This is a genomic window from Micromonospora globbae (genome assembly GCF_003610785.1).
Classification (GTDB): domain Bacteria; phylum Actinomycetota; class Actinomycetes; order Mycobacteriales; family Micromonosporaceae; genus Micromonospora; species Micromonospora globbae.
This window is the reverse complement of sequence record NZ_RAQQ01000004.1, coordinates 183,225-207,227: the sequence shown is the minus strand read 5'-3', so window position 1 is coordinate 207,227 and position 24,003 is coordinate 183,225. Positions and strand designations below refer to the sequence as shown.

Below are 24,003 nucleotides of genomic sequence, written 5' to 3'. Positions count from 1 at the left end.
TCTCAGACATGGGCGGACGCCGGCCGGGAGTCGGGGACCGGGGTGGAGGCGGCCAGGACGGACCGCAGGCGCCGCCGGGCTCGGAAGAGTCGCACCGCCGCGGCGGATCGGCTGCAGCCGAGGACGACGGCGGCGTCCCCGACGCTCAGGTCCTCCCAGCCGACCAACCGCAGGATCTCCTGATCGGCCTCCGGGAGCGCGCGCAGCGCGCGGCGCAGGTCGACGATCGAGGCCAGGGCCTCGGGCTCGACGAGCCGCCCGGGCACCTGGTTCGCGTCGGCGAGCGGAAGCGGCGTGGGCTGGCTCCGCCCGTGCCGCCACCGGTTCGCCAGGGTGTGCCGGGCCACGGTGTAGAGCCACGGGAGCGGGCGTTCGGGCACCTCGCTCCGCCGCCGCCACGCGACGACGAACACGTCCTGGGCCAGCTCGGCCGCCGCGTCGGCGTCGCGGAGCCGGCGTATGCCGTACCGGACGATGTCCGGGTAGTGCGTGGCGTAGATGCTGGTGAACCAGTCCTCGCCCCGCTCACCCACGGGTTTCATCAGATCGCTCTCCCGACCGCCGTCGTTGCATGGACAACGGTTGTGTGTCTCCGGTGGGGCGGATCGTTACCGGTCGACGCGGGGCAACCGGGTACGTCCGGCCGCGGACACGGCGACGGCCCGCCGACCGGTGGGGTCGGCGGGCCGTCTCAGCAGCCGTGCGAGGCCGGTCCACCGCGTCGCGCGACGGGCCGGTCGGGGGCGGAGGTCAGAAGCGGGGCATGCCGCCGAACTGGCGGTCGCCGGCGTCGCCAAGACCCGGCACGATGAACTTCCGGTCGTTGAGGCCCTCGTCGATCGACGCCGTGACCAGGCGCAGCGGCAGGCCGGAACGCTCCAGGCGCTCGATGCCGGCCGGCGCGGCCAGCACGCACAGCACCGTGATGTCGGTGCAGCCCCGGTCGGCCAGCAACCGGCAGCAGTGCTCCAGCGAGCCGCCGGTGGCGAGCATCGGGTCCAGCACCAGCACCGGGAGGCCGGTGAGGTCCCGGGGCAGCGACTCCATGTAGGCGCGGGGCTCGTACGTCGTCTCGTCGCGGGCCAGTCCCACGAAGCCCATCGAGGACTCGGGCAGCAGCCCGAGCGCGGCGTCGGCCATGCCCAGACCGGCGCGCAGCACCGGCACCAGCAGCGGCGGGTTGGCCAGCCGGGTGCCCTCGGTGCCGGTCACCGGCGTCTGGATGGGGTACCGCTCGACCGGGAAGGAGCGCGCCGCCTCGTACACCAGCATGGTGGTCAGTTCGTGCAGCGCCGCCCGGAACGAGGAGGAGTCGGTGCGCTCGTCCCGCATGGCGGTCAGCCGCGACTGGGCCAGCGGGTGGTCAATGACGTGTACGTCCACGATCGCTCAACCTACCGCCCCCTCCCGGCCGGGGGTGCGCCCGCGGGCGGACGGGGCGACGTCGCTCACCCCCGACGGACCCCGCGCCCACCCGACGTGACCAAGATCACTGTGTCGCTGGATGCGTAGACTTCCTGCCATGACGGCGACAGCGACGTCGGCCCGGTCGGACCTCTCCGAGCTGGGACGATCCGAGACCGCTCTGCGGACCTTCCTGCACGGCCTGCCCGGCGTGGACCAGGTCGGCGCGGAGCAGCGGGCGGCACAGCTCGGCACCCGATCCATCAAGACCACCGCCAAGGCCCAGGCCATCGACCTGGCCATCCGGATGGTCGACCTCACCACCCTCGAGGGCGCCGACACCCCGGGCAAGGTGCGGGCCCTCGCCACCAAGGCGCTGCGCCCCGACCCGGCCGACCCGTCCTGCCCGCACGTGGGCGCCGTCTGCGTCTACCCGGCCATGGTCCCGTACGTGGCCGAGGTGCTGCGCGGATCTCAGGTGCACCTGGCCAGCGTGGCGACCGCCTTCCCGTCCGGGCAGGCGCCGCTGGAGGTCAAGCTCGCCGACACCCGGGCCGCCGTCGAGGCCGGCGCCGACGAGATCGACATGGTGATCAACCGGGGCGCGTTCCTGGCCGGCCGCTACTCCGAGGTGTACGACGAGATCGTCGCCACCAAGGAGGCCTGCGGGGACGCCCACCTCAAGGTGATCCTGGAGACCGGCGAGCTGGCCACGTACGACAACGTGCGGCGCGCCTCCTGGCTCGCGATGCTGGCCGGCGCCGACTTCATCAAGACCTCGACCGGCAAGGTCCCGGTGGCCGCCACCCCGCCCGTGACGCTCGTGATGCTCGAAGCGGTCCGCGACTTCCGCGCCGCCACCGGCCGCCAGGTGGGCGTGAAGCCGGCCGGCGGCATCCGCACCACCAAGGACGCGATCAAGTACCTCGTGATGGTCAACGAGACGGTCGGCCCGGACTGGCTGGACCCGGACTGGTTCCGCTTCGGCGCGTCCAGCCTGCTGAACGACCTGCTGATGCAGCGCACCAAGCTGAAGACCGGCGTCTACTCCGGTCCCGACTACTTCACCCTGGACTGAGCGCGATGTTCGAATACGCCCCCGCCCCCGAGTCCCGCTCGGTGGTGGACATCAAGCCCGCGTACGGGCTGTTCATCGACGGGACCTTCGTCGACCCGACCGACGGCGGAAGCTTCAAGTCGATCAACCCGGCCACCGAGGAGGTGCTCGCCGAGGTCGCCGAGGGCGGCGCTGGCGACGTCGACCGCGCGGTCCGGGCGGCCCGTGCGGCGTACGAGAAGGTGTGGGGCCCCATGCCGGGCCGGGACCGCGCCAAGTACCTGTTCCGCATCGCCCGGATCATCCAGGAGCGCTCCCGCGAGCTGGCGGTGCTGGAGTCACTCGACAACGGCAAGCCGATCAAGGAGTCCCGCGACGTCGACATCCCGCTGGTCGCCGCGCACTTCTTCTACTACGCCGGCTGGGCCGACAAGCTCCCGTACGCCGGCTTCGGCCCCGACCCGAAGCCGCTCGGCGTGGCCGCGCAGGTCATCCCCTGGAACTTCCCGCTGCTCATGCTGGCCTGGAAGATCGCCCCGGCCCTCGCCGCCGGCAACACCGTGGTGTTGAAGCCGGCCGAGACCACGCCGCTCACCGCCCTGCTCTTCGCCGAGATCTGCCAGCAGGCCGACCTGCCGGCCGGCGTCGTCAACATCGTCACCGGCGCCGGCGAGACCGGCCGCGCCCTCGTCGAGCACCCCGGCGTCGACAAGGTGGCGTTCACCGGCTCCACCGAGGTCGGCCGGGCCATCGCCCGCGCGGTGGCCGGCACCCGCAAGAAGCTCACCCTGGAGCTGGGCGGCAAGGCCGCCAACATCGTCTTCGACGACGCGCCCGTCGACCAGGCGGTCGAGGGCATCGTCAACGGCATCTTCTTCAACCAGGGACACGTCTGCTGCGCCGGCTCCCGCCTGCTGATCCAGGAATCGGTCGCCGACCGGGTACTGGAGTCGCTGAAGCGGCGGATGGCCCAACTGCGGGTCGGCGACCCGCTCGACAAGAACACCGACATCGGCGCCATCAACTCGGCCGCCCAGCTGGCCCGGATCCGGGAACTCTCCGAGGCGGGCTCCGCCGAGGGCGCCGAGCGCTGGTCGCCCCCGTGCGAACTGCCCGAGCGGGGCTTCTGGTTCGCCCCCACCATCTTCACCGGCGTCACCCAGGCCCACCGGATCGCCCGGGAGGAGATCTTCGGGCCGGTGCTGTCCGTGCTCACGTTCCGCACCCCGGCCGAGGCCGTGGAGAAGGCGAACAACACGCCGTACGGGCTGTCGGCCGGCATCTGGACCGACAAGGGCTCCCGGATCCTGTGGATGGCCGACCGGCTGCGCGCCGGCGTGGTCTGGGCCAACACGTTCAACAAGTTCGACCCCACCTCGCCGTTCGGCGGCTACAAGGAGTCGGGCTACGGTCGCGAGGGCGGCCGGCACGGGCTGGAGGCGTACCTCAATGTCTGAGCGGGTCGCGGTACGCAAGACGTACAAGCTCTTCATCGGCGGGAAGTTCCCACGCAGCGAGTCGGGGCGGTCGTATCTCGTGCAGGACGCGAATGTGTCGTTGGCCTCCCGCAAGGACGCGCGGGACGCGGTCGTCGCCGCCCGGGCCGCCGTGAAGGGCTGGGCCGGCGCGACCGCGTACAACCGGGGTCAGGTCCTCTACCGGGTGGCCGAGATGCTGGAGGGCCGGCGCGAACAGTTCGTGGCGCTCGGCGTGCCCGGCGACGAGGTCGACGCGGCCGTCGACCGCTGGGTCTGGTACGCCGGCTGGTCCGACAAGCTGGCCCAGGTGTACGGCGGGGCGAACCCCGTGGCCGGCCCGTACTTCAACCTCTCGGCGCCCGAGCCGACCGGCGTCGTGGCCGTGGTGGCCCCCGAGCGGCCCGCGCTGCTCGGCCTGGTCAGCGTGATCGCCCCGGCCGTCGTGACCGGCAACACGGTGGTCGTGGCGGCCTCGCCGACCGAACCGCTGGCCGCCGTGACGCTGGCCGAGGTGCTCGCCACCTCCGACCTGCCCGGCGGCGTGGTCAACATCCTCACCGGCCGGCTGTCCGAGACCGTGCCGACGCTGGCCGCGCACATGGACGTCAACGCCATCGACCTGACCGGGGTCACCGACGCCGAGCAGGCGGCCGACCTGGAGGTCAGGGCCGCGGAGAACCTGAAGCGGGTGCTCCGGCCGGCACCGGCCGACCACGACTGGTTCGCCGACCCGGGGCTCACGCGCATGACGGCGTTGCTGGAGACGAAGACCGTGTGGCATCCGAAGGGGGTCTGATCCGGGTTTCCTGGGAGGCCACGTCCCTCTGCGGTTCCGCCGCGACGCCCCTTCGCCGGTTTCGGGGCCACATTCCTCTGCCGGTGCCGGGGCGCCCACGTCCCTCTGCTGGTTTCGGGAGAGGCTCCTCTGCTGGTTTCGGGAGAGGCTCCTCTGCTGGTTTCGGGAGAGGCTCCTCTGCTGGTTTCGGGAGAGCCCCACCCGCTCCGGGCGGTCAGGCTTGATCCCTCCGCGGGCGGGGCTCCCCCGAAACCTCGGTGGTCCAGGCCCGTCCGTGGGGTTGGGCTTGTGGGCTCTGGCGGGCGTGGGTGCTTGATCTGCGGGTGACCGGAGCAGATCCACTCCTGCCGCTGGCAGCGGGTGTCCCGGACAGCGCGTTGCCGCCGATGCCGGCGGCATCGAGTCGATCAACGCTGCACCCGGAAGTGCCCACATCAAGGGTCGTGCGCGACCCGTTGTGCCCTCCCAGTCCGTCGGTCGAACGGCCACCCGGCGGGCCACCGCACGACGCCCTCGGCGTGGCGCGGTCACTCATCAAGATCGCGCAAGTTCCTGGATGTTGTTGGTTCGAGGGGCGAGCGAGGCCACAACTTCCCGGAAGTTGTGGGGTGGCCGCGCCGTCGAGGCGACAACTACCCGGATGTCGTCGCCTCGCCTCGGCGCGCACGCCGGCCACGACGTCCCTGTCGTCCGGCCGGGGGCGCGGTCCAGGGCACGCCTTCCCCACTGCCGGCGGATCGGCGTGGGGCGGGCCGCCCACTTCTCGGAAGTCGTCGGATCGGCCCACGGTCGAAGCCACAAGATCCTGGACGTTGTCGGGTCGGGCGGGAGACCACAAGGTCCTGGATGTTGTCGGGTCGGGGCGTGGTTGAGGCCACTACATCCTGGATGTTGTCGGGTCCGGGGCGCGGGCGGGGCGCGTCCGGGGCGCGGGCTGGGCGGGGCGCGTCGAGGGCGGCGACCTCGTGGCGTTGGCCCCCCGCGGCTGGCTGGTCTGCCCTGTCTCAGATGGGCGGGTCTACTACGGGGGGTAGGATTGGTCTGTGACGCGGCTTGGTGATCTCGAACGTGCGGTGATGGACGTGCTGTGGGACACGGTCCCGAGCACGTCGGACGGCGTGACCGTCCGCGAGGTCGCCGACGCGCTGGCCGGTCGGGAGCTGGCCTACACGACGGTGATGACCGTGCTCGACCGGCTGGCCGGCAAGGGCATGGTGGAGCGCCAGCGGGAGGGGCGGGCCTGGCGGTACCGGGCCGCGGCCAGCCGTGAGGCGCACATCGCCCAGCTCATGCTCGACGCGCTCGACCTCGGTGGCAGCCGGGACGCCGCGCTGGTGCGTTTCGCCCGCTCGGTGACCGGCACGGAGGCCGAGGTGCTGCGCGCCGCTCTGGCGGCCGAGGCCACGGGCGGTGCTCCGGGCGGGCAGGGCACTGCCCGGCCGGCCGACACCGGCGGCGGGCACACCGGTCCGGGCGCCCTGACCGACCGGATCGAGGGGCCGACGAGCGGGCGGGTCACCCGTCCGCCGGCCGACGAGGCAGCGGACAGGTAGGGGGCGGCGGCCGTGGCGTACGCTCTGCACTTCGCCGCGACGGTGCTGGCCTGCTGGCTGACCGCCCAGGTGCTGGCCCGCTCGACCTGGCCGTGGCACAGCCCCCGCGTGGCGATCGTCTGCTGGCAGGCGGTCGGGCTCGCGGTCGGCCTCGCCGCGATGGGCCTGCCGATGGCGCTCGGCCTGGCCGCGTACGACCTGCCGCCGGGAAGCGCCCTGGTCGCCCTCTTCGACGACCTGCTGCACGACCGGCTGCCCGCCGGCGTGAACGTCCTGCACCTGGCCGGTGTGGGTGTCGGCTTCGGCATCGGTGCCGTGCTGCTGACCACGACCGTACGCAGCATCCACGGGACGCTGCGCGCCCAGCGCCGGCACCGGGAGCTGCTCGCCCTGGTGGCCCGGGACGACCCGGCCGTACCCGGGGCGCTGGTGCTCGACCACCCGAGCGCGGCGGCGTACTGCCTGCCGGGGGTGCGGCCGCGGGTGGTGGTGAGCGCGGGCGCGTTGAGCCTGCTGGACCGCGCGGAACTGGACGCGGTGCTCACCCACGAGCGGGCGCACGCCCAGGAGCGGCACGACCTCGTGCTGCTGCCGTTCACGGCGCTCAGCCGCGCGCTGCCGTGGGTCCGCTGGGTCCGCGAGGCGTACGAGCGGGTCGCCCTGCTGGTCGAGATGCGCGCCGACGACAAGGCGCGCGAGCTGCACCCCGAGTCGCTGGCCGCCGCCCTGCGCCGTTTCGCCACGGCGGGCCACCGGGTCACCCCGGCGGGAGCCCTCGGGCTCGGTGACCGGGACCTGGACGTCCGGGTGCAGCGCCTGCTGGTCGTCGCCGAGCCGCCCCGGATCCTGCTGCTCACGGCGCTGGCCGTCGCCTCGACGCTCGTCGCGATGCCGATCTCGCTCTTCCTCAGCTGATCGAGCGACCCCCATCACTACTACGTCTTGTCGTAAAGTCGACTACGACATGATGTAGTAGTTATAGGTAGGGAATCTACGTGTAGGCTCTCTACGACAAGCGAGCCAACCGTTGGAGAGCCGGCCATGGACACCCTGCTCCTCGCCCGACTTCAGTTCGCGACCACGACGTCGATCCACTTCCTCTTCGTGGTCGTCACACTCGGCCTGGTCACCCTCCTGGTCGGGATCCAGACCGCCTGGGTCGTCACGGGCAACCCGAAGTACGAGCGGCTGACCCGGTTCTGGGGCCAGCTGTACGTCATCAACTACGTGCTCGGCATCGCCACCGGCATCGTCATGGAGTTCCAGTTCGGGCTGAACTGGAGCGGGCTGTCGCGCTACGTCGGCAACGTCTTCGGCGCGCCCCTGGCCATCGAGACACTGGTCGCCTTCTTCCTGGAGTCCACGTTCCTCGGCATGTGGATCTTCGGGTGGCACCGGCTGCGGCGCGGCGTGCACCTCGCGCTGCTGTGGGGCGTGGCGCTCACCGCGTACGCCTCGGCGTTCTGGATCATGGTGGCCAACTCGTGGTTGCAGAACCCCGTCGGCTACGAGGTCCGCGACGGGATTGCCCACCTCACCGACTTCCCGGCGCTGCTCACCAACCCGAGCCTCGGCATGGCGTTCGGGCACGTCGTCTCGGCGGCCCTGCTGGTGGGCGGGATGCTGATGGCGGCGGTCAGCGCCTACCACCTGATCCGGCGCACCCCCGACTTCGCGCTCTTCCGCGCCTCGCTGCGGATCGGCCTGGTCACCGCGGCGCTGGCCATCACCCTGGTGCAGGGCTTCGGCTTCGCGCAGTTCGGCCCGGTCGGCGCCGTGCAGCCCACCAAGTTCGGCAGCGGCGCCGACGCGGACGCGCTCATCGCCGAGTGGACGGCCCGGTTCGGCCCCGGCGACTACACCCCGCCCGTGCTCGCCAACGTCGGGCTCGGCTTCATGATCCTCATCGGCCTGGGCCTCGGCGCGCTCTGGCTGCTGCTGCCCCTGCTCTGGCGGGACTGGGTCATCCGGCTGCGCTTCCCGCTCTGGCTGCTGCTGCTCGGCCTGCCGCTGCCGTTCGTCGCGGTGATCCTCGGCTGGATCGCCCGCGAGGTCGGCCGCCAGCCCTGGGTGGCGTACGGGCTGCTTCCGGTCGACCAGGCCGTCTCGCCGGTGGCCGCCCCGGTGATGCTCGCCTCCCTGATCGGGTTCAGCCTGCTGCTCGGCACGCTCGCCGTCACCAACTGGACGCTCATCGCCCGGCACGCCGCCCGCGGGGCGGACGATCCCGCCCTCGGCCGGCCGCCGGGCCATCCCGCCGACCTCCGTCCCGAACCCGCCTTCGCGTGAGGAGCGATCGTGGAACTCGCCTGGTACGCCCTGCTCGGCCTCTTCTTCGCCACCTACCTGGTCCTCGGCGGCTACGACTACGGCGTCGGTCTCGCACTGGCCGGCGACGCCGACCCGCGCCGCCGCCGGACCGCCCTCAACGCCGTCGGCCCGTTCTTCCTCGGCAACGAGGTCTGGCTCGTGGCGGCCGTCGGCATCCTGTTCGGCGCGTTCCCGCTGCTGGAGGGCGAACTGCTCGCCGGGTTCTACCCGGCCGTGCTCGGCGCGCTCGCCGGGGTGATCCTGGTGACCGCGGGGGTGCAGCTGCGCAGCCGGCCCGCCCGCGAGCGGATCCGGGCGCGGTGGGACCGGGTCGTGGTCGTGGGCAGTGCCCTCGCCGCGCTCGGCTGGGGCGCGCTGCTCGCCGGGCTGCTCCAGGGCGTACCGCTGCACGCCGACGGCCACGTCGCCGGGCTCGGCCACCTGTTCACCCCGTTCGCGGCGGCCGCCGCGCTGGCCACGGTGGCGCTCGTGGCGGTGCACGGCGCGGCCTTCCTCGCACTCCGGCTGCCGGCCGCCGACGCCGCGGGCGCCGCCCGGCTCACCCGCCGGCTGGTCCCGGTGGCGCTCGCCGCGGTCGGCGCGGCCACCGTCCTCGGTCTCCTCTCCGACCGGGTACGCGCGGCCGTGCAGCGACCGGCGCTCGGCGTACTGCTGCCCGTGGCGCTGGTCGCGGCGCTGCTGGTGGCCCGGGCGGCGCTCCACCGCCGGCGGCCCGGGCTGGCCTTCGCCGCCACGTCGGTGGCCCTGGCGCTGCCCGTGGCGCTGGTCGGCGCGGCCCTCTGGCCCTTCGTGCTCGTCTCCACGGTCGATCCGGGCGCGTCCCTGACCGTGGCCGACGCGGCGGCCAGCGAGCCGACCCTGCGCCTGCTCGGCTGGCTCGTGCTGCCGCTCGCGCCGGCCCTACTAGGCTTCCAACTGATGTGCTGGTGGGTGTTCCGGGGACGGATCGACGGCAGGGCACCGGTGTACTGGTGAACCGCCGCCCCTTCGACCCGCGTCTGCTGCGTCGGGTCCCCGCGGCCCGCCGCGACCTCGCCCTGCTCGCCCTGCTCGGGGTGATCGCCGCGGGGCTGGTCGTCGCGCAGGCGACCGCACTGGCCGCGCTGCTCGCCACCGCGTTCGACGGACGCCTCGACCGGCCCGCCCTGGCCGGCTTCGCGGCCACCGTGGCGGCCCGCGCGCTGCTGGTCTGGGCACAGGGCACCGTGGCCGCCCGGGTGGCCGCCACGGTCAAGGCCGCGCTCCGCTCCGACCTGCTCGCGGCCGTCGGGCGGCACGGGCCCGGCTGGGTGGCCGGCCAGCGGGCCGGGCAGCTCGCCACCCTCGCCGGGCGTGGGCTGGACGCGCTGGACGCCTACTTCACCGGCTACCTGCCGCAGCTCGTGCTCAGCGTCACCGTCCCGCTGGCCGTGGTCGCCCGGATCGGCCTCGCCGACTGGAGCTCCGCGGTGATCATCGTGCTGACCCTGCCGCTGATCCCGATCTTCGGGGCGCTGCTCGGGTGGCAGGCGCAGGCCGCCACCGAACGCCAGTGGCGGCGGCTGTCCCTGCTCGGCGGGCACTTCCTCGACATGGTCGCCGGGCTCCCCACGCTGCGCGCCTTCGGTCGCGCCCGGGCCCAGGTCGACGTGGTGCGCCGCATGGCCGACGGGCACCGGGCCGCCACCATGCGGACGCTGCGCATCGCGTTCCTCTCCGCCCTCGTGCTGGAGCTGGTCGCCACCCTCTCGGTGGCGCTCGTGGCGGTGCCGGTCGGCATCCGGCTGCTCGGCGGCGGGCTCGCCCTGCAGACCGCGCTGCTGGTGCTGCTGCTCACGCCCGAGGCGTACCTGCCGCTGCGGGCGGCCGGCAGCCGGTTCCACGCCAGCATGGAGGGGCTCACCGCCCTCAACGACGCGTTCGCGGTGCAGGAGGGCGCGCCGGCCCCGACGCGGGACGGCGCGGCGGGCGCGCGCCCGGTGCCGGACGGCCGGGGCGAGATCCGGTTCGAGGCCGTGACGGTGGCGTACGAGCGGACCACGGCGCTGCGCGACGTGACGCTGACCGTCCGGCCGGGCGAGCGGATCGCCGTCATCGGCCCCAGTGGCGCCGGCAAGAGCACCCTGCTCGGGCTGCTGCTCGGCTTCGTCACCCCGACCAGCGGCCGGGTGACCGTCGACGGGGTGGACCTGGCCGACGCCGACCTGGACGCCTGGCGGCGCCAGCTCGCCTGGGTGCCGCAGCGGGCGCACCTCTTCGCCGCCTCGCTGGCCGACAACATCCGGCTCGGCGCGCCGGACACCCCCGACGCGGCGCTTTCCGCCGCGGTCCGCGACGCGGCGCTCGACGAGGTGGTCGCCGGCCTGCCCGAGGGCCTCGGCACGGTGCTCGGCGAGCGCGGGCACGGCCTCTCCAGCGGGCAGCGGCAACGGGTGGCGCTGGCCCGGGCGTTCCTCCGGGACGCCCCCGTCGTGCTGCTCGACGAACCCACCGCGCGGCTGGACAGCGCGTCGGAGGCGGTCGTCCTGGCGGCCACCCGCCGCCTCGTGGCCGGCCGTACGGCCCTGCTGGTCGCGCACCGCCCGGCGCTGCTGGAGAACGCCGACCGGATCCTGCGGATCGAGGACGGCCGGGTGACCGAACTGGTGCCCACCCCGGCCGGAGAGGCGACCCGATGAGCACCGCCCCCCGACGTCGCCGGCCGGACCGCACCGGCGGGGCGGTGACGGGCCCCGCCGAGTTCGACGTGGCCGGCCCCGCGGCGGTCGACCCGCCCGTCCGCACCGCGGACCGGCCCGCGCCCCCCGTACGCGCCGGGGCGGCGGAGCGCGCCGTGCTGCGGCTCGCGCGCCCGTACCTCGGCCGCCTCGTCGGGGCCGGCCTGCTCGCCGCCGCCACCGAGTTCGCCGGGCTGGCCCTCATGGCGACGGCCACCTGGCTGTTGATGAGCGCCGCCGGACGGCCACCGCTGGACCGGCTCACCGTGGCCATCGTCGCCGTGCGCGCGCTGGCGATCAGCCGCGGTGTCCTCCGCTACACCGAACGGCTCGCCGGGCACGACGCCGTGCTCCGGATGATCACCGACGTCCGGGCCCGGGTCTTCGCCACCCTCGCCGCCCGGCGGGCGCGCGCCCCGCGCTCCGGGGACGCGCTGAGCCGGCTCGTCTCCGACGTGGAGGCGGTCCAGGACCTGCTGCTCCGGGTGCTCGTCCCGGGCGCCGCGGCGGTGCTCGTGAGCGTCGTGGCGGTGGGCGGCGCCGTCCTGATCTCGCCACCGGCCGCCGCGGTGCTCGCCGCCGGGCTGCTCGTCGCCGGGCTCGCGCTGCCCGTCCTGGCCACCGCGCTGACCCGGCGCAGCGCGGCCGAACTGGCCCCGCTGCGCGGCGCGCTGGCCGCCGACGCCGTCGACCTGACCCACGGCGCCGCCGACCTGGCCGCGTTCGGCGCCACCGACTCGGCGTTGGACGCCGCGACGGGGCGCGCCCGGCGGCTCGCGCGCCTGGAACGCCGGCTCGCCGCCGCCGGATTCGCGGTGGACGCGGTGGGCACCCTCGTCGCGGGACTCACGGCCGGCGCGGTGGTGCTCGTCGCGCTCGCCGCCGACGTGCCCGGCGTGCTGGTCGGCGTCCTGGCGGTCGGCACCCTGAGCGCCGTCGAGATCGCGTTGGCGCTGGTCGGCGCGGCCCGCCAGCGGACCCAGCTCGGCGCCGGGCTGACCCGGGTGGCCGCCCTGCTCGGCGACACCACCACGGCCCCGACCACCCCGCCCGCCGACGCGACCGCCACGGCTCCGACCATCCCGCCCGGCGGCGCGACCGCCGCGGCGCCGAGCGCCCCGCCGGCCGGTACCGGCCGCGCGGACGAGGGCGGGCCCGAGGCGATCCGGGCCGAGGCGTACGAGGTCCGGCTCGACGAGGTGACGGTCCGGTACCGGGCCGGTGCCGCGCCGGCGCTCGACCGGGTGACCCTCGACCTTCCGCCGGGACGGCGGGTGGCCGTGGTCGGCCCGAGCGGCGCCGGCAAGAGCACCCTGGCCGCCGTCCTGACCGGCGCCGTACGCCCCGAGGGCGGCCGGGCGACGGTGGGCGGGCGGGACCTCGCCGCGTACGCCGAGGACGAGCTGCCCCGGGTGGTCGGCGGCCTGCTCGCCGAGGCGTACGTCTTCCACGCCACCGTCCGGGAGAACCTCCTGCTCGGCCGGCCCGGCGCGGGCGAGGAGGAGCTGGCCGGCGCGGCGGCCGCCGCCGGCCTGCTGGACTGGGTACGCGCCCAGCCGGCCGGCTGGGACACCGTGGTCGGCGAGGAGGGCGGGCAGCTCTCCGGCGGGCAGCGGCAGCGCCTCGCCCTGGCCCGGGCGCTGCTGGCCGCGCCGCCCGTGCTGGTGCTCGACGAGCCGACCGAGGGGCTGGACCCGAGCGCCGCCGACGCGGTGCTCGCCTCGGCGCTGGCCGCCACGCCGGCCGCGCACTCGGTGCTGCTGATCAGCCACCGGCTCACCGGCCTGGTCGGGCTGGACGAGATCGTGGTCCTGGACGCCGGGCGCGTGGTGCAGCGCGGCCGGCACGCCGACCTGGTCGCGGCGCCCGGCTGGTACCGGGACCAGTGGCTGCTCCAGGAGGCGGCCGAACGCGGGTACCTGGCCCTGACCCCCTGACCGTCCCTCGGGGTCGTCCCGGGGTTCTCCCCGACGACGGGACGTCGCGGACGTGGCAGGGTGGGACCATGCCGCGCTACGACGACGTCCTCGTGGAGGATCACCTGCGGGAGCTGGCCGTGCGGCTGCGCGGCCCGGCCCGGATGAAGGCCGACCTGCTGGCCGAGGCGCGGGACGGCCTGCTCGACGCGGTCGAGGCGTACCGCGCGGACGGGCTGCCCGGCGCGGAGGCCGAGCGGCGCGCGGTGGCCGAGTTCGGCAGTCCCGCGCAGCTGTTGCCGGCCTGGCAGGCCGAACTCGCCGTGGGGGCGCTGCGCGGGCTGTCGCTGCGGGTCCTCGCGCTCGCCTCGGTGCTGGTGGTGGGCGGGGACCTGACCTGGCGGGGTGCGAGCTGGAGCGACGGCCCCCGGCCGCCAGAGGGCTACCTGTTCCTCTCGGCCTCGGTGAACGGGGTCTGGGTGGCGGCGCTCGCGTTGGCGGCGGCCGGGCTGCTGCTGGTCCGGGTCGCGGCGCGGTCGGCGCATCCCGCCCTGCCGGCGCTCGTCCGGCTGGCCGGCGTCGGGCTCCTCGCCTCGCTGGCGATCGGCGTGCTGACCGGCGCCAGCCTGTTCGGCTGGTCGGTCGGGCTCTGGGACGCGGCTCTCACCTGGCCCCCGATGATCATCGGGGCGATGGTGGTGGGCGCCGGCTACCTGTGGATCGGCCGGGCCGCCCGCACCTGGCTGCTCGCGACGCGCTGAGCCCCGGCCGGTGACGTCAGGCGGGTGCGGCGGGCGGCGTGCCGGGCAGGTCGCCGACGGGGTCGAGGAAGCGCCCCACGGTCGTGCTGAACTCGCGCCAGCCGGCCCGCTCCCCGGCGAGCGCCCGGCGCCCGGAGTCGGTGAGCTGGTACGTCCGCCGCTCCCGCCCGTTGACGGTGCTCCAGGTGCTGACCACGTGCCCGGCCCGCTCCAGGCGGCGCAGGGCGGGATAGATGGTGCCCGTCGGCAGGTCGAGGGTGCCGCCGCTGCGGGCGCGGAGCGCCTCGATGATGGCGTAGCCGTGCAGGGCGCCCCCCTCCAGCACCGCCAGCAGCAGGGCGTCGAGGTGTCCGTGCAGCGCCTGGGCCTTCATGCGTAGCTACGCTACAGGTTGACGGGCGAGATCGCCAGGGAGCCGGCGACCGGCCTTCGGGGTGCGGGCACCGCCGCCCCGGAGAGGCCCACTAGGGTATGTGCCCAGAGTCACTCGCCGGCCGACGCGCCGGCGGGTGGGCAGCCCGAAGCACACGGAGGTCAGCGTGGCCCGCCAGTCGCCTCAACGGCCCGACGCCGACGAGCCCGAGCTCGACGACACCGCCGACCCGGTCGAGCCGGAGGAGACCGACACCGGTCGTGCCGCAGCCGACGCCGACCGGTCCCTCTGGGAGTCCGTCGGGATCGACCCGGTGGAGATCGCCCTTCCCGCCGGCACCGGCTTCACGCTGCGGACGTACCGGCCGGCGCGCGAGGTGACACCCACCGACGTCACCGAACGGGACCAGGACGACCCGTTCCTCGCCCGCCGCCAGGTCATCGAGGAGGAGGACGACGAGACCGTCGTCATCCTCGACGAGGACGTGGCGGAGGAGTTCGCCGAGAGCGAGGAGGAGGACGCGCGCCGCCGCCGCGAGTCCGGCGACGAGGAGGCCGACACCGACGAGGAGGAGGCCGCCGACGAGTCCGGCGACGAGGAGGTGCCGCTCTTCCTCAGCCACAAGGGTCGGCTGCTGCTCTTCAAGACGCCGGAATCTCTGGTCAGCTTCATCCGGTCCGGTGCGCCCAACGATCTGTCCCAACTGGACAGCTGGCGAGAACTGTCCGAACGGGTGGAACCGGCCGACATCGCCCCGCTGGACGAGGACACCTACGAGCTCGACCTGGTCGTGGAGAACCTCCGCGGCGGGCACGACACGTGGGATCCGACGCTGCTGATCGAGGCCGGGGAGATCGCGCGTGACCTCTCGTACGCCCTGCGGCTACCCGCCGTGCTCGACATGCTCTCCACCGGCTCCAGCCTCGACGACCTGGACGAGGCCCTGCGGGGCACGGTCAACGGTGGGATCGGCGCCTTCCTCGCCCGGCGGCGGCTGAAGAAAATCGGGGCACAAACCGCAAGTCTCGGTTGGCGCACGATTGTCGGCAAGATCTCTGCGGTCGTGGACTGGCGCGACTGACCCCGACCGGGGAGCATCAGTCTCTGGCAGAGGAACACCTGTCCCGGGAGGAGGACGACGCCGTGGCGCTCGTGCGCGTGTACTGCGGTCTGGCCTCGGCGGATCCGGCCGACCGACCGGCCTCGGCCGGCTCGACGCTGACGTCCGCTGTGGTCGATGACGCAGGACGTCTGCTGCATGTCTGCGAGATCGGCGACGACCCCGCTGGCTACGCCCAGCTGGTCGCGCTGCTCGTGGAGCGGTCGGGCGGGCCGAGCGGTGCGGCGATCGCCGCCGACAGCGACGACCACACGGTCACCTCGCTGCTCAGCGCGGCCGGGCGTCCCCTGGCCATCGCCGACGACGACTCGGTCGACGACTTCGCCGAACGGTTCGCCGACGACGACTCCCTGGAGGAGATGCAGTCACCGCCGGCCGAGCGGCGGGCCGTCGGCCTGGCCCGCGCGTTGCAGGCGGGCGCGCTCTCCGCGGTCACCCTCCCCGCGCCCCGCGACCTCGCCGGCTACAAGCAGGTCCTCGCCGCGCACGCCGCGCTCGCGAGTGGCCGCCACTCCGCCGCCGTGGCGCTGCGCGAGGTGCTCCGGGAGCTCTACCCGGCCGCGCTGCGGGCGTACCCGGATCCGGCCGAGCCGGTCCCGCTGGCCGTGCTCGACGCGCTGCCCGAGCCGGGCATGCTCGGCGGCACCGTCGCCCGCGGCCGTGAGGTCTCCGTCGCCGCCGACGCCATCGTCACGCACCTCGTGGCCGACGGCGTCGCGGAGGCCGCCGAGATCGAGGAGGCCGTCACGGCGCTCCGCGTCGCCATCTCGGAGACGCCGCGCCGAGCCACCGTCAACCGCACGCTCACGTCCGCCGTCGCGGAGACCGTCCGGCAGGCGGTCGCCTCGGTACGGGCCTGCGACGCCGGCTGCGAGGCGCTCGTGGGCGCCCTCAACACGCGGGTCACCACGCCCGCCCCCGGCCGCCGCGCCGCCGCCCGTCGGGGCGACCACGACCTGCCCGGCATGGGGAACACCAGCGCGGGGCTGCGTACGCTCCGTCCCGCGGCCGCCGAGCCCACGTCCTCGGGCGGTCGGCGCAGCCGTCCCGAGCCGGTCTCCGCGGGCAGCCCGCCGCCGGCCCCACGGCCGGTCGCACCGCCGCCGGTCGCACCCGAACCCGTCACGCCGCCGCCCGTCGCACCCGAGCCGGTGACCCCGGCCGCCCTGGCCGGCCCACCCGTGTCCGCCCCGCCCGGGCGGACGGACGCACCCACCAACCGGCCCGTCTCGGCGCCGCCGCCCCCGCCACCGGGGATCACGCCCATCGCGCCGTCCCAGCGGGGCAAGGTGCCGCCGGCCGAGGCGGGCGAGCCCTTCCGGCCCACGTTGACCACCGCGGCGATCAACAGCGCCCGCGCCGAGCGGCAGCGCACCGTGATCCCGCCCCGGCCCAAGACCAACGGGGACTCCGGCCCGCCCACGGGCGGGTTCAGCGCCACCGACCTCACCATCCCGGTGCCCGCTCCCCGTCCCGACGCGGAGTCCGCGCCGCCCGGCTCGCGGGCCAACTGGCCGCTGGTCAACAACCCCGAGAACCCGGCCGACAGCTCCCCGAACAACCCGGCCGCGTACTCGTACGGCGAGCGCGGCGTCGACGCGCCCACCGACCCGGGTGTGGGCGAGCGGGTCACCCCGCCGTGGCTCGCCGACGACCTGCCGCAGGAGCCGCCCATGCTGCGGCTCGTGGAGCCTCCGCCGCTGGAGGACCGGGCGCTGCGGGAGAACACCGGCCAGCACCTGGAGGTGCCGCCGCTGCGGTTGGTGGACGGGCCGGACCCCGGCCGTACCGGCCGCCCCGCCGCCCGTTCCGAGCGCCCGGCCGTCGAGCACCGGCCGCCACCTCCGGTCGAGCACCGGCCGCCGCCCGTGTCCGACGAGAGCGGCGACGGCGACCTGCTCATCTTCGCCCAGGCCAAGTCGGCCTGGTTCGTCGGGCACAACGACGACGTGGACCTCGACTGGTCGACCACCGCCGACAGCGGCTGGCAGGCCGCCGAGCAGGCCGCTCGACCCGCCGTGGGAGCCGAGACCAAGGCCGGGCTGCCCAAGCGCGTGCCGCAGGCCAACCTGGTGCCCGGCTCCCCGCTGCGGGAGGAACGGCCCCTGCGCATCGTCCGCGACGCCGCGAGCCTCGCCGAGAACACCACCGGCTACTTCCGCGGCTGGCGTCGCGGGCAGGAGATCGGCGGCTTCGCCGTGGGCGGACGCCCCGGGCGGGAGGCCGCCGGCGGATGGGACTTCAGCCGCGACCACGGCGACCGCGACGACGACCGGGAGTACGAATACCGCTCCGCCGGCTACCGCTCCTGACACCGCCACGAGAGCCCCCGCCTGACCCGGCACGCCGCCGGATTCGGACGAGGGCTCCACCGTGTCCCGACCGAGTGGTCAGGCCGCCGCTTCAAGCTGCGCCTAATGCCGGGCCGGACGACGGGCCGCGTGCCGGGGTCGGACGACGGGCCGCGTGCCGGGGTCGGACGACGGGCCGACGGGCCGGCGCTGGAGGCAGGCCCGGTGCCGGGGCCGCGTGCCGGGGGCGGGCGGCCGATGATCCCACTACATCCGGGATGTTGTTCCCTCCCAGTGCGGCCGAGGCCACAACATCCAGGAAGTTGTGGGCTTCTGCGCGCAGACGCCGCCGCCACGGGAGACCGGGACCCACCGGCGGGCGCGTGCGGCTGTGGTGGGGCACCGGTCGTGTGAGCGGCGAGCGACGGGTCCCCTGTGGGCAGAGGGCCGGTGCGGATGCGGCCAGTCGAGCAGAGTCAGATGGGGTCGGGCGGGGAGGAACCGGCGCATGGGGCTCCCTGTGAACAGCGGGGAACGCACGCCAGCGGCGGGGGCGGGCAGCAATGGCGCTCTTTGCGGCCGAGGGCGCCAATCGGGCCCGACCGGGCCTACGAAGTCTTCTGTGGACGGCGCCCCCGGTGGAGTGCGGTGCTAGCGGGAGGAACCGGCGTATGAGGCCCCTGTGGACCGCACGGCGGGTGTACCGCTGAACGAGGCCCACCGGCGTGCCAGGGGGCGCCAGACCGGCGCACGACGTTTCATCTGGACAGTGAGGAGTGCCCGCTGATGAGGGAGCGACCGGGCCTACGAGGCTCCTCTGGGCAACCGTGAGCGCCCGGTGCGGCCAAGCCGCACCGGGCGCGTCGACGAACGACCGTCAGGCCGGCGCGACCGCCCGCGACCGGCGCATGGTGAGCACGTACTCGACCAGCGAGATCAGCACGTGCTTGGTCGACTCGCGGTTGCGGGCGTCGCAGGCCACCACGGGCACCTCGTTCGAGATCGCCAGCGCCTCCCGCACGTCCTGCGGGTCGTGGTACTGCATCCCGTCGAAGCAGTTGATGGCCACCAGGTACGGCAGCCGCCGGTGCTCGAAGAAGTCGATCGCCGCGAAGCAGTCGGCCAGCCGTCGGGTGTCGACCAGCACGACCGCGCCGATGGCGCCGCGTACCAGCTCGTCCCACATGAACCAGAACCGCGTCTGACCCGGCGTACCGAACAGGTAGAGGATCAGGTCACGGTCGATCGTGATGCGGCCGAAGTCCATGGCCACCGTGGTCGTCGCCTTGCCCGGCACCTGCCGGGTGTCGCCGACGCCCACACCGGCGGAGGTCATGATGGCCTCCGTGGTCAGCGGCGTGATCTCCGAGACCGAGCCGACCAGCGTCGTCTTGCCGACGCCGAATCCACCGGCGATAACGATCTTCGCCGACGTCACGCGCCCGCTCGGGGTCGGCGGGCGGTGCGACATGTCAGAGCCTGCGAAGTCCACTCAGCACCCTCTCCAGCAGTTCAGTGCCCACCGCGTCGTTCGAGTCGTCCAGAATGGTCGGCTCATGGACCGCGACCAGGCCGTCCGTCGCCATGTCGGCGATGAGCACCCGGGCCACACCGAGCGGGAGCTGCATCCGCGCCGCGATCTCGGCGAGCGACTGGACGCGTCCGTCACACAGCGCGGCGATGTACTGGTGCTCGCGGCCCCCTCCACCACTGCCGTTGGCAGCGGCCCGGCCGCGCACCGTCGTCTCGACGAGCGCCTCCAGCGCGATGTCGAGTCGAGGACGGGTACGACCGCGGGTCACGGCGTATGGACGGACCAACGCGCCGGTCGGTTCATCACGATCGGCCATGTCGCCGCTCACCTCCTTCGTACCCGGCACCGGCTCCACCAGGGAGCCCGTCTGTTGTCGTCGTAACCGCCTTGCCGACCTGGGTCAGCAGGGCGTCAGCCCAGCATTCCCGCGGCGGCGCGCGGCTGGGGCGTCAGCGCGTCGCCCACCCGGTCGACGAGCAGCGCCATCTCGTAGCCGACCTGCCCGACGTCGCAGCTCCGGGCGGCCAGGACCGCGAAGGACGAGCCGTCCGAGATGGACATCAGGAACAGGAAGCCATTGTCCATCTCCACGACCGTCTGCAGCACCGCGCCTCCCTCGAAGCAGCGGGCCGCGCCCTGGGTGAGGCTGACCAGACCGGACGCGATGGCGGCCAACTGGTCGGCACGGTCACGCGGGAGATCCCGTGACGCCGCGAGGAGCAGGCCGTCCGCGGAGACGGCGACCGCGTGCGCGACCCCCGGTACCCGGTCGGCGAAGTTGGCGAGGAGCCAACCGAGATCCTGCGTAGTAGTCATCCTTCATGCTCCTTCTGCCCGCTCCCGGCCACTGGGCCTGAGCCAGACTGCGAGGATTGCTGCCCTCCCGGAGTTCCCTCCGGGCTGGTCGGATTGCTGTCCGAGGGGTGGCTACGCCCCCGCTGCACACCCCGGTGGTAGGCCGAGAGCAGGCCCCGGACCCCCTCCGGCGTACGCCGCTGGACCGACGTGGTGGGCTTGTCGACCGCGCCGGGAACCAGCTGCGCCATCGGGGTGCGCTTCGGCAGCCCCGTCGGGGTGGTCGCCCGCACCGGCACCTCACTGGCTGCCGAGGCGGCCCGCCAGCCGTCGTCGGCGGCGGTCTCCCAACCGTTGGTCTGCGGTGAGGGCCGGCGGTTGGGGAGTCTCTCGGCGCCGGTGAGGCCGCTGCCCCCGTTCGCGTTCGACCCGTTGTCCCGCGACGTCCCTGCGGCCGTCGGAGTGTCTGCCATCGGTGCGTTACCTGTCGTCCCGGGTGGTGTCTTCTGGACGGCGTGACCGGTGGCGTCGACCGCGGCGAACTGCTGGGTCGGGGCACCGTTCGTCGCCGCCGGCTTCGCGGCGCCGGCCTCCTCGGGCCCCGGTCGGCGGGTGCGGAACCAGGCCGACTCGAGCTCCCGGAAGATCGGCAGCTCCATCGTCTCGTCCGCGTACCGCTGCTGGTTCTGGCCCTGCGGAGCCGGCGTGGGCCGGGTCTGCGCCGCGGCGGGCGTCGGCGTGGGCGCCGGCGCGGGGGCCGGCGTCGCGGCCGGCTGGCCCTCGGCCCGCGGCACCCGCGGAAGCTCGGTGGTCATGTCCAGGGCGGCGGCGAGCCGCTCGGGCACCGCCGGCGTCGCCGTCTCCCGGTCCGCGTCGGCGACCGGCGGCCAGGCCGGCGGAGCCGACGCCGTGGGCCGCGACGGCAACGGGTTCGCCGCCGGCGCCGGGTACGCCTGCTCACCGGCGGGCGCGGCCGGGTACGGCTGGCCGCTCGCCGGCGACGCCGAGTACGGCTGAGCGGCCGGCGGCGCCGAGTACGGCTGACCACTCGCCGGCGGGGCCGAGTAGGGCTGCGCACCGGCCGGCGGTGCCGAGTACGGCTGGCCCGACACGGGCGGGGCGGAGTACGGCTGGCCGGACACGGGCGGAGCCGAGTACGGCGAGGCGGAGGTCGGCGGGCCCGCGTACGGCGAGGCCGAGACCGGCGGACCGGCGTACGGCGACGCGGAGACCGGCGGACCCGAGTACGGCTGCGCGGAGACCGGCGAGCCGGACACCGGGCCGCCCGAGACCGGTGGCAGCGGCGGCGCGGAGACGGGCGGCGGCGAGTACGGGGTGGCCTCGGGGCTGCTCGGCAACTGCCGCGGGATGGCCGGGGACTGGCCGCCGGGCTGGTCGGCGTCGCCGGCACGCCGCTGGGGCAGCGGGTCGACCGGCTGGCCGTTGGCGGGACGCGGCGTGAACGTGCCGGCGCCGTTGGCCGCCGTGGCACCGGTCAGGTCCGACCAGGCCGGCATGCCGCGCGACGGGCCGGCCGGCAGCGTGCCGCCCGAGCCGTTGGGCGACGCCGGGTCGAACGGGCGCCCGCCGAGGGTGACCTGGTTGCCGGATTCGCTCTGCCGCACGCCGAGCGCGGGCAGCGCGCCGAAGGTCGGCGCCGGGCCGGTCGGGGGCCCGCCGAAGGACGGCACCGGGCCGGTCCCGGGGGCGCCACCGGCCGGGGCGGGCAGCGCCGGCGGCTGCTGCACCCGCCCGGAGAGGGCACGGGGCACGAGCACCGACGTCGGCAGCGTGACCTCCGCGACGGTGCCCCGCTGGTTGCCGGGGCGCAGTTCCACCCGGACGCCGTGCCGCGAGGCGAGGCGGGCGACCACGACGAGACCCATCATGCGGGACACGGCCACGTCCACCTGCGGGGGCGTGGCCAGCCGCTCGTTGAGTTCCTGCAACTGGTCGGGGCTGATGCCGATGCCGCGGTCCTCGACGTAGAGCGAGGCGCGGTCGCCGACCCGGCGGGCCTCGACCAGCACCTGCGAGTCCGGCGGCGAGAACGCCGTGGCGTTGTCGAACAGCTCGGCGACCAGGTGCACCAGGTCGTTGACGGCGTGCGCGGCGATCTCGATGTCGCGGTCGATGACGCCGAACTCGATCCGGGTGTAGTGCTCGACCTCCGACTGGGCGGCGCGCAGCACGTCGATGAGGGCGGCCGGCTCCCGCTGCACGCGGGTGGAGTCCGCGCCGGCGAGCACCAGCAGGTTCTCGTCGTTGCGCCGCATCCGGGTGGCCAGGTGGTCGAGCTGGAACAGCTCGGCGAGGCGGTCCGGGTCCTCCTCGCCCCGCTCGAGCCGGTCGAGGTGCCCGATGAGGCGGTCGACGAGGATCTGCGACCGGCGGGCCAGGTTGACGAACATCGTCGCGACGGAGGCGCGCAGCGCGGCCTGCTCGGCGGCGGTGCGGACGGCCTCCAGGTGGACGGCGTTGAACGCCTCGGTCACCTGGCCGAACTCGTCCTTGCTGCGGACCGGCAGCGGTTCGGCGATCTGGGTGGCCAGCTGCGCCGGCGTGAGCTGGTTGCTCACCTGCGGGTCCCGCAGACGGGCCACGGCCTGCGGCAGCCCGTACTGCGCGACGGCGAGGGCGCCCTGGCGCAGTTCGCGCAGCGACCGGGCCATCGACCGGGCGACCAGGTACGCGAAGAGGACGGCCAGCAACAGCATGCTGAGCAGCAGGCCCGTCTCCAGGAACACCTGCCGCTGCACGTCGGAACGGATGTTCTCGGCGCGGCGGACCACGTCGCCGTCGAGCTTCGTCTCCACGGCCCGGATCAGCTTCGCGTTGGCGACCATGGCCGCGTCCCACTGGTCCGGCCCGAACGGGGCGCCGGTCATCTTGCCGCTGGTGTTGCCGTTGATCCAGCCCAGGTACTGCTCGGCCTGGCGGCGGTCGCCGCCGGCGATGGTCTGGTCGTGGAAGCGGGCCTCCTCCTCGGTGGCCACCGCCTTGAAGTTCTGGACGGCCTGCTCCTGGCCGGTGCCGCTGGAGATGTACTCGGTGCGCAGGGCGGGATCCATCTCCCCCCGCGCCAGCGCCTCGTGCACCACGATCCGGCGCTGGGAGAGGAACTCCTTCTCCCGCGCCACGGCGGCGGCGGCGCGCATCCGGTCGCTCAGGTCGTTGTCACCGGCCAGCTGGGTGGCCGAGTCGCGGATGGCGAGGAGGTCGCTGATGAGGCCCTCGTACGCCTGGACCGCCTCGGCGGGCCGCATCTTGCCGTTGTAGACCTGGCTGCGGATGCCGGGGAGTTCGGTCAGGCTCTGGGCGATCTCGTCGAGCTGGCTCTCCATGCTCGCCGGGAGGTCGCTGATGGTTCCCCGCTGCCGCAGGTACGGCGTCTTCGACTGCTCCACCCGGGTGTTGACCCGGTTGTACGCCTCCTGGTATTGCGCCCTCGCCTGGCCCTGCTTCGACACGAGCAGCAACACGGCCGTGGTGCGCTCGTCCTGGAGGGTGTCGATCAGGTCACCGGAGTAGCCCGAGAGATTGGCGAGGTCACCGGCCCGGTTGGCATTGTTGAGTGTCTCAAGGTGGTCGACCAGGCCGTTGGTGCCCACCACGACCGTGGCGATGGTCGGCACGATCATGATGAGACCGAGCTTGGACCAGATCGGCATGTCCCTGAGCCGGCTGGCCGGCTGGCGCAGCCGCGACAGGAAGGAGCCCGCCGCCTGTGGCCGTTTGCTCACGTCACCGCCCTCGCGATCACAGCGTTCGCGCGTTGCCCCGGGCAACGCCCAGCGACCGACCCGGCGGGTCGGACCCCCGAGATTCCATCACGCCGTCCGGCAAAGAGAAAGTCCAGGTTGGCAGGCGCAGATGGTGTGATGGGATGTTGAAGCGT

General features: G+C 74.5%; 19 protein-coding genes. 12 read left to right on the top strand and 7 right to left on the bottom strand.

What is annotated here, in order from left to right:
* Nucleotides 1-2: 2 nt before the first annotated feature.
* Together D7I43_RS07175 and upp are read right to left on the bottom strand one after the other, a co-directional pair.
* Nucleotides 3-542 (bottom strand): RNA polymerase sigma factor, encoded by a 540-nt coding sequence (locus tag D7I43_RS07175; RefSeq protein ID WP_120327598.1) that lies wholly within the window; start codon nucleotides 540-542, stop codon nucleotides 3-5.
* 208 nt (nucleotides 543-750) lie between these two features.
* Complete coding sequence (gene upp, locus D7I43_RS07170; RefSeq protein ID WP_120327597.1) at nucleotides 751-1,383, bottom strand: uracil phosphoribosyltransferase; 633 nt, start codon at nucleotides 1,381-1,383, stop codon at nucleotides 751-753.
* A gap of 139 nt (nucleotides 1,384-1,522) precedes the next feature.
* Between upp and deoC the strand changes: the two genes are divergently transcribed.
* The 10 genes from deoC to D7I43_RS07120 all read left to right on the top strand — a co-directional run bounded on the left by deoC (nucleotide 1,523) and on the right by D7I43_RS07120 (nucleotide 13,992).
* Nucleotides 1,523-2,482: a deoxyribose-phosphate aldolase gene (gene deoC / locus D7I43_RS07165; protein WP_120327596.1), complete on the top strand. Its 960-nt coding sequence runs from the start codon at nucleotides 1,523-1,525 to the stop codon at nucleotides 2,480-2,482.
* A 5-nt stretch (nucleotides 2,483-2,487) separates the two neighbouring features.
* Nucleotides 2,488-3,918 carry an aldehyde dehydrogenase family protein gene (locus D7I43_RS07160; protein ID WP_120327595.1) on the top strand — a complete coding sequence of 477 codons (1,431 nt, stop codon included), beginning with the start codon at nucleotides 2,488-2,490 and terminating at the stop codon, nucleotides 3,916-3,918.
* The gene (locus D7I43_RS07155; RefSeq protein ID WP_120327594.1) at nucleotides 3,911-4,735 is read left to right on the top strand and encodes an aldehyde dehydrogenase family protein; all 825 of its coding nucleotides are present in this window, start codon (nucleotides 3,911-3,913) and stop codon (nucleotides 4,733-4,735) included. Before D7I43_RS07160 ends, D7I43_RS07155 begins: the two co-directional genes overlap by 8 nt.
* 1,043 nt (nucleotides 4,736-5,778) lie before the next feature.
* Nucleotides 5,779-6,288: a BlaI/MecI/CopY family transcriptional regulator gene (locus D7I43_RS07150; RefSeq protein WP_120327593.1), complete on the top strand. Its 510-nt coding sequence runs from the start codon at nucleotides 5,779-5,781 to the stop codon at nucleotides 6,286-6,288.
* A 12-nt stretch (nucleotides 6,289-6,300) separates the two neighbouring features.
* A complete protein-coding gene (locus D7I43_RS07145; RefSeq protein WP_120327592.1) occupies nucleotides 6,301-7,203 on the top strand; it encodes a M56 family metallopeptidase in 903 nt (300 codons plus the stop codon).
* A 126-nt stretch (nucleotides 7,204-7,329) separates the two neighbouring features.
* Nucleotides 7,330-8,577, top strand: coding sequence for a cytochrome ubiquinol oxidase subunit I (locus D7I43_RS07140; protein WP_120327591.1), 1,248 nt, complete (start codon nucleotides 7,330-7,332; stop codon nucleotides 8,575-8,577).
* A gap of 9 nt (nucleotides 8,578-8,586) precedes the next feature.
* Nucleotides 8,587-9,594, top strand: a complete 1,008-nt coding sequence (locus D7I43_RS07135) for a cytochrome d ubiquinol oxidase subunit II (RefSeq protein WP_120327590.1) — start codon at nucleotides 8,587-8,589, stop codon at nucleotides 9,592-9,594.
* Complete coding sequence (cydD, locus tag D7I43_RS07130; RefSeq protein WP_120327589.1) at nucleotides 9,591-11,276, top strand: thiol reductant ABC exporter subunit CydD; 1,686 nt, start codon at nucleotides 9,591-9,593, stop codon at nucleotides 11,274-11,276. The genes D7I43_RS07135 and cydD overlap by 4 nt, the downstream gene beginning before the upstream one ends.
* Complete coding sequence (cydC, locus tag D7I43_RS07125; RefSeq protein ID WP_120327588.1) at nucleotides 11,273-13,252, top strand: thiol reductant ABC exporter subunit CydC; 1,980 nt, start codon at nucleotides 11,273-11,275, stop codon at nucleotides 13,250-13,252. Before cydD ends, cydC begins: the two co-directional genes overlap by 4 nt.
* 68 nt (nucleotides 13,253-13,320) lie before the next feature.
* Complete coding sequence (locus D7I43_RS07120) at nucleotides 13,321-13,992, top strand: permease prefix domain 1-containing protein (protein ID WP_120327587.1); 672 nt, start codon at nucleotides 13,321-13,323, stop codon at nucleotides 13,990-13,992.
* 16 nt (nucleotides 13,993-14,008) lie between these two features.
* On the opposite strand, the gene D7I43_RS07115 is transcribed toward D7I43_RS07120, so the two are convergent.
* A complete protein-coding gene (locus tag D7I43_RS07115) occupies nucleotides 14,009-14,365 on the bottom strand; it encodes a PadR family transcriptional regulator (RefSeq protein ID WP_120327586.1) in 357 nt (118 codons plus the stop codon).
* 136 nt (nucleotides 14,366-14,501) lie between these two features.
* On the opposite strand from D7I43_RS07115, the gene D7I43_RS07110 reads away from it, so the two are divergent.
* Complete coding sequence (locus tag D7I43_RS07110) at nucleotides 14,502-15,446, top strand: DNA primase (protein ID WP_120327585.1); 945 nt, start codon at nucleotides 14,502-14,504, stop codon at nucleotides 15,444-15,446.
* Between the two features lie 38 nt (nucleotides 15,447-15,484).
* Nucleotides 15,485-17,797, top strand: coding sequence for a serine/threonine-protein kinase (locus D7I43_RS07105; protein WP_120327766.1), 2,313 nt, complete (start codon nucleotides 15,485-15,487; stop codon nucleotides 17,795-17,797).
* Between the two features lie 856 nt (nucleotides 17,798-18,653).
* Here the strand turns inward: D7I43_RS07105 and D7I43_RS07100 are convergent.
* The 4 genes from D7I43_RS07100 to D7I43_RS07085 form a co-directional block, all read right to left on the bottom strand.
* Nucleotides 18,654-19,247: a GTP-binding protein gene (locus D7I43_RS07100; protein ID WP_120327584.1), complete on the bottom strand. Its 594-nt coding sequence runs from the start codon at nucleotides 19,245-19,247 to the stop codon at nucleotides 18,654-18,656.
* 1 nt (nucleotide 19,248) lies between these two features.
* Nucleotides 19,249-19,626: a DUF742 domain-containing protein gene (locus D7I43_RS07095; RefSeq protein WP_120327765.1), complete on the bottom strand. Its 378-nt coding sequence runs from the start codon at nucleotides 19,624-19,626 to the stop codon at nucleotides 19,249-19,251.
* A 95-nt stretch (nucleotides 19,627-19,721) separates the two neighbouring features.
* On the bottom strand, nucleotides 19,722-20,126 hold the full coding sequence (locus D7I43_RS07090; RefSeq protein WP_109901346.1) for a roadblock/LC7 domain-containing protein: 405 nt from the start codon (nucleotides 20,124-20,126) through the stop codon (nucleotides 19,722-19,724).
* A complete protein-coding gene (locus tag D7I43_RS07085) occupies nucleotides 20,123-23,848 on the bottom strand; it encodes a sensor histidine kinase (RefSeq protein WP_120327583.1) in 3,726 nt (1,241 codons plus the stop codon). Before D7I43_RS07085 ends, D7I43_RS07090 begins: the two co-directional genes overlap by 4 nt.
* Nucleotides 23,849-24,003: the final 155 nt, after the last annotated feature.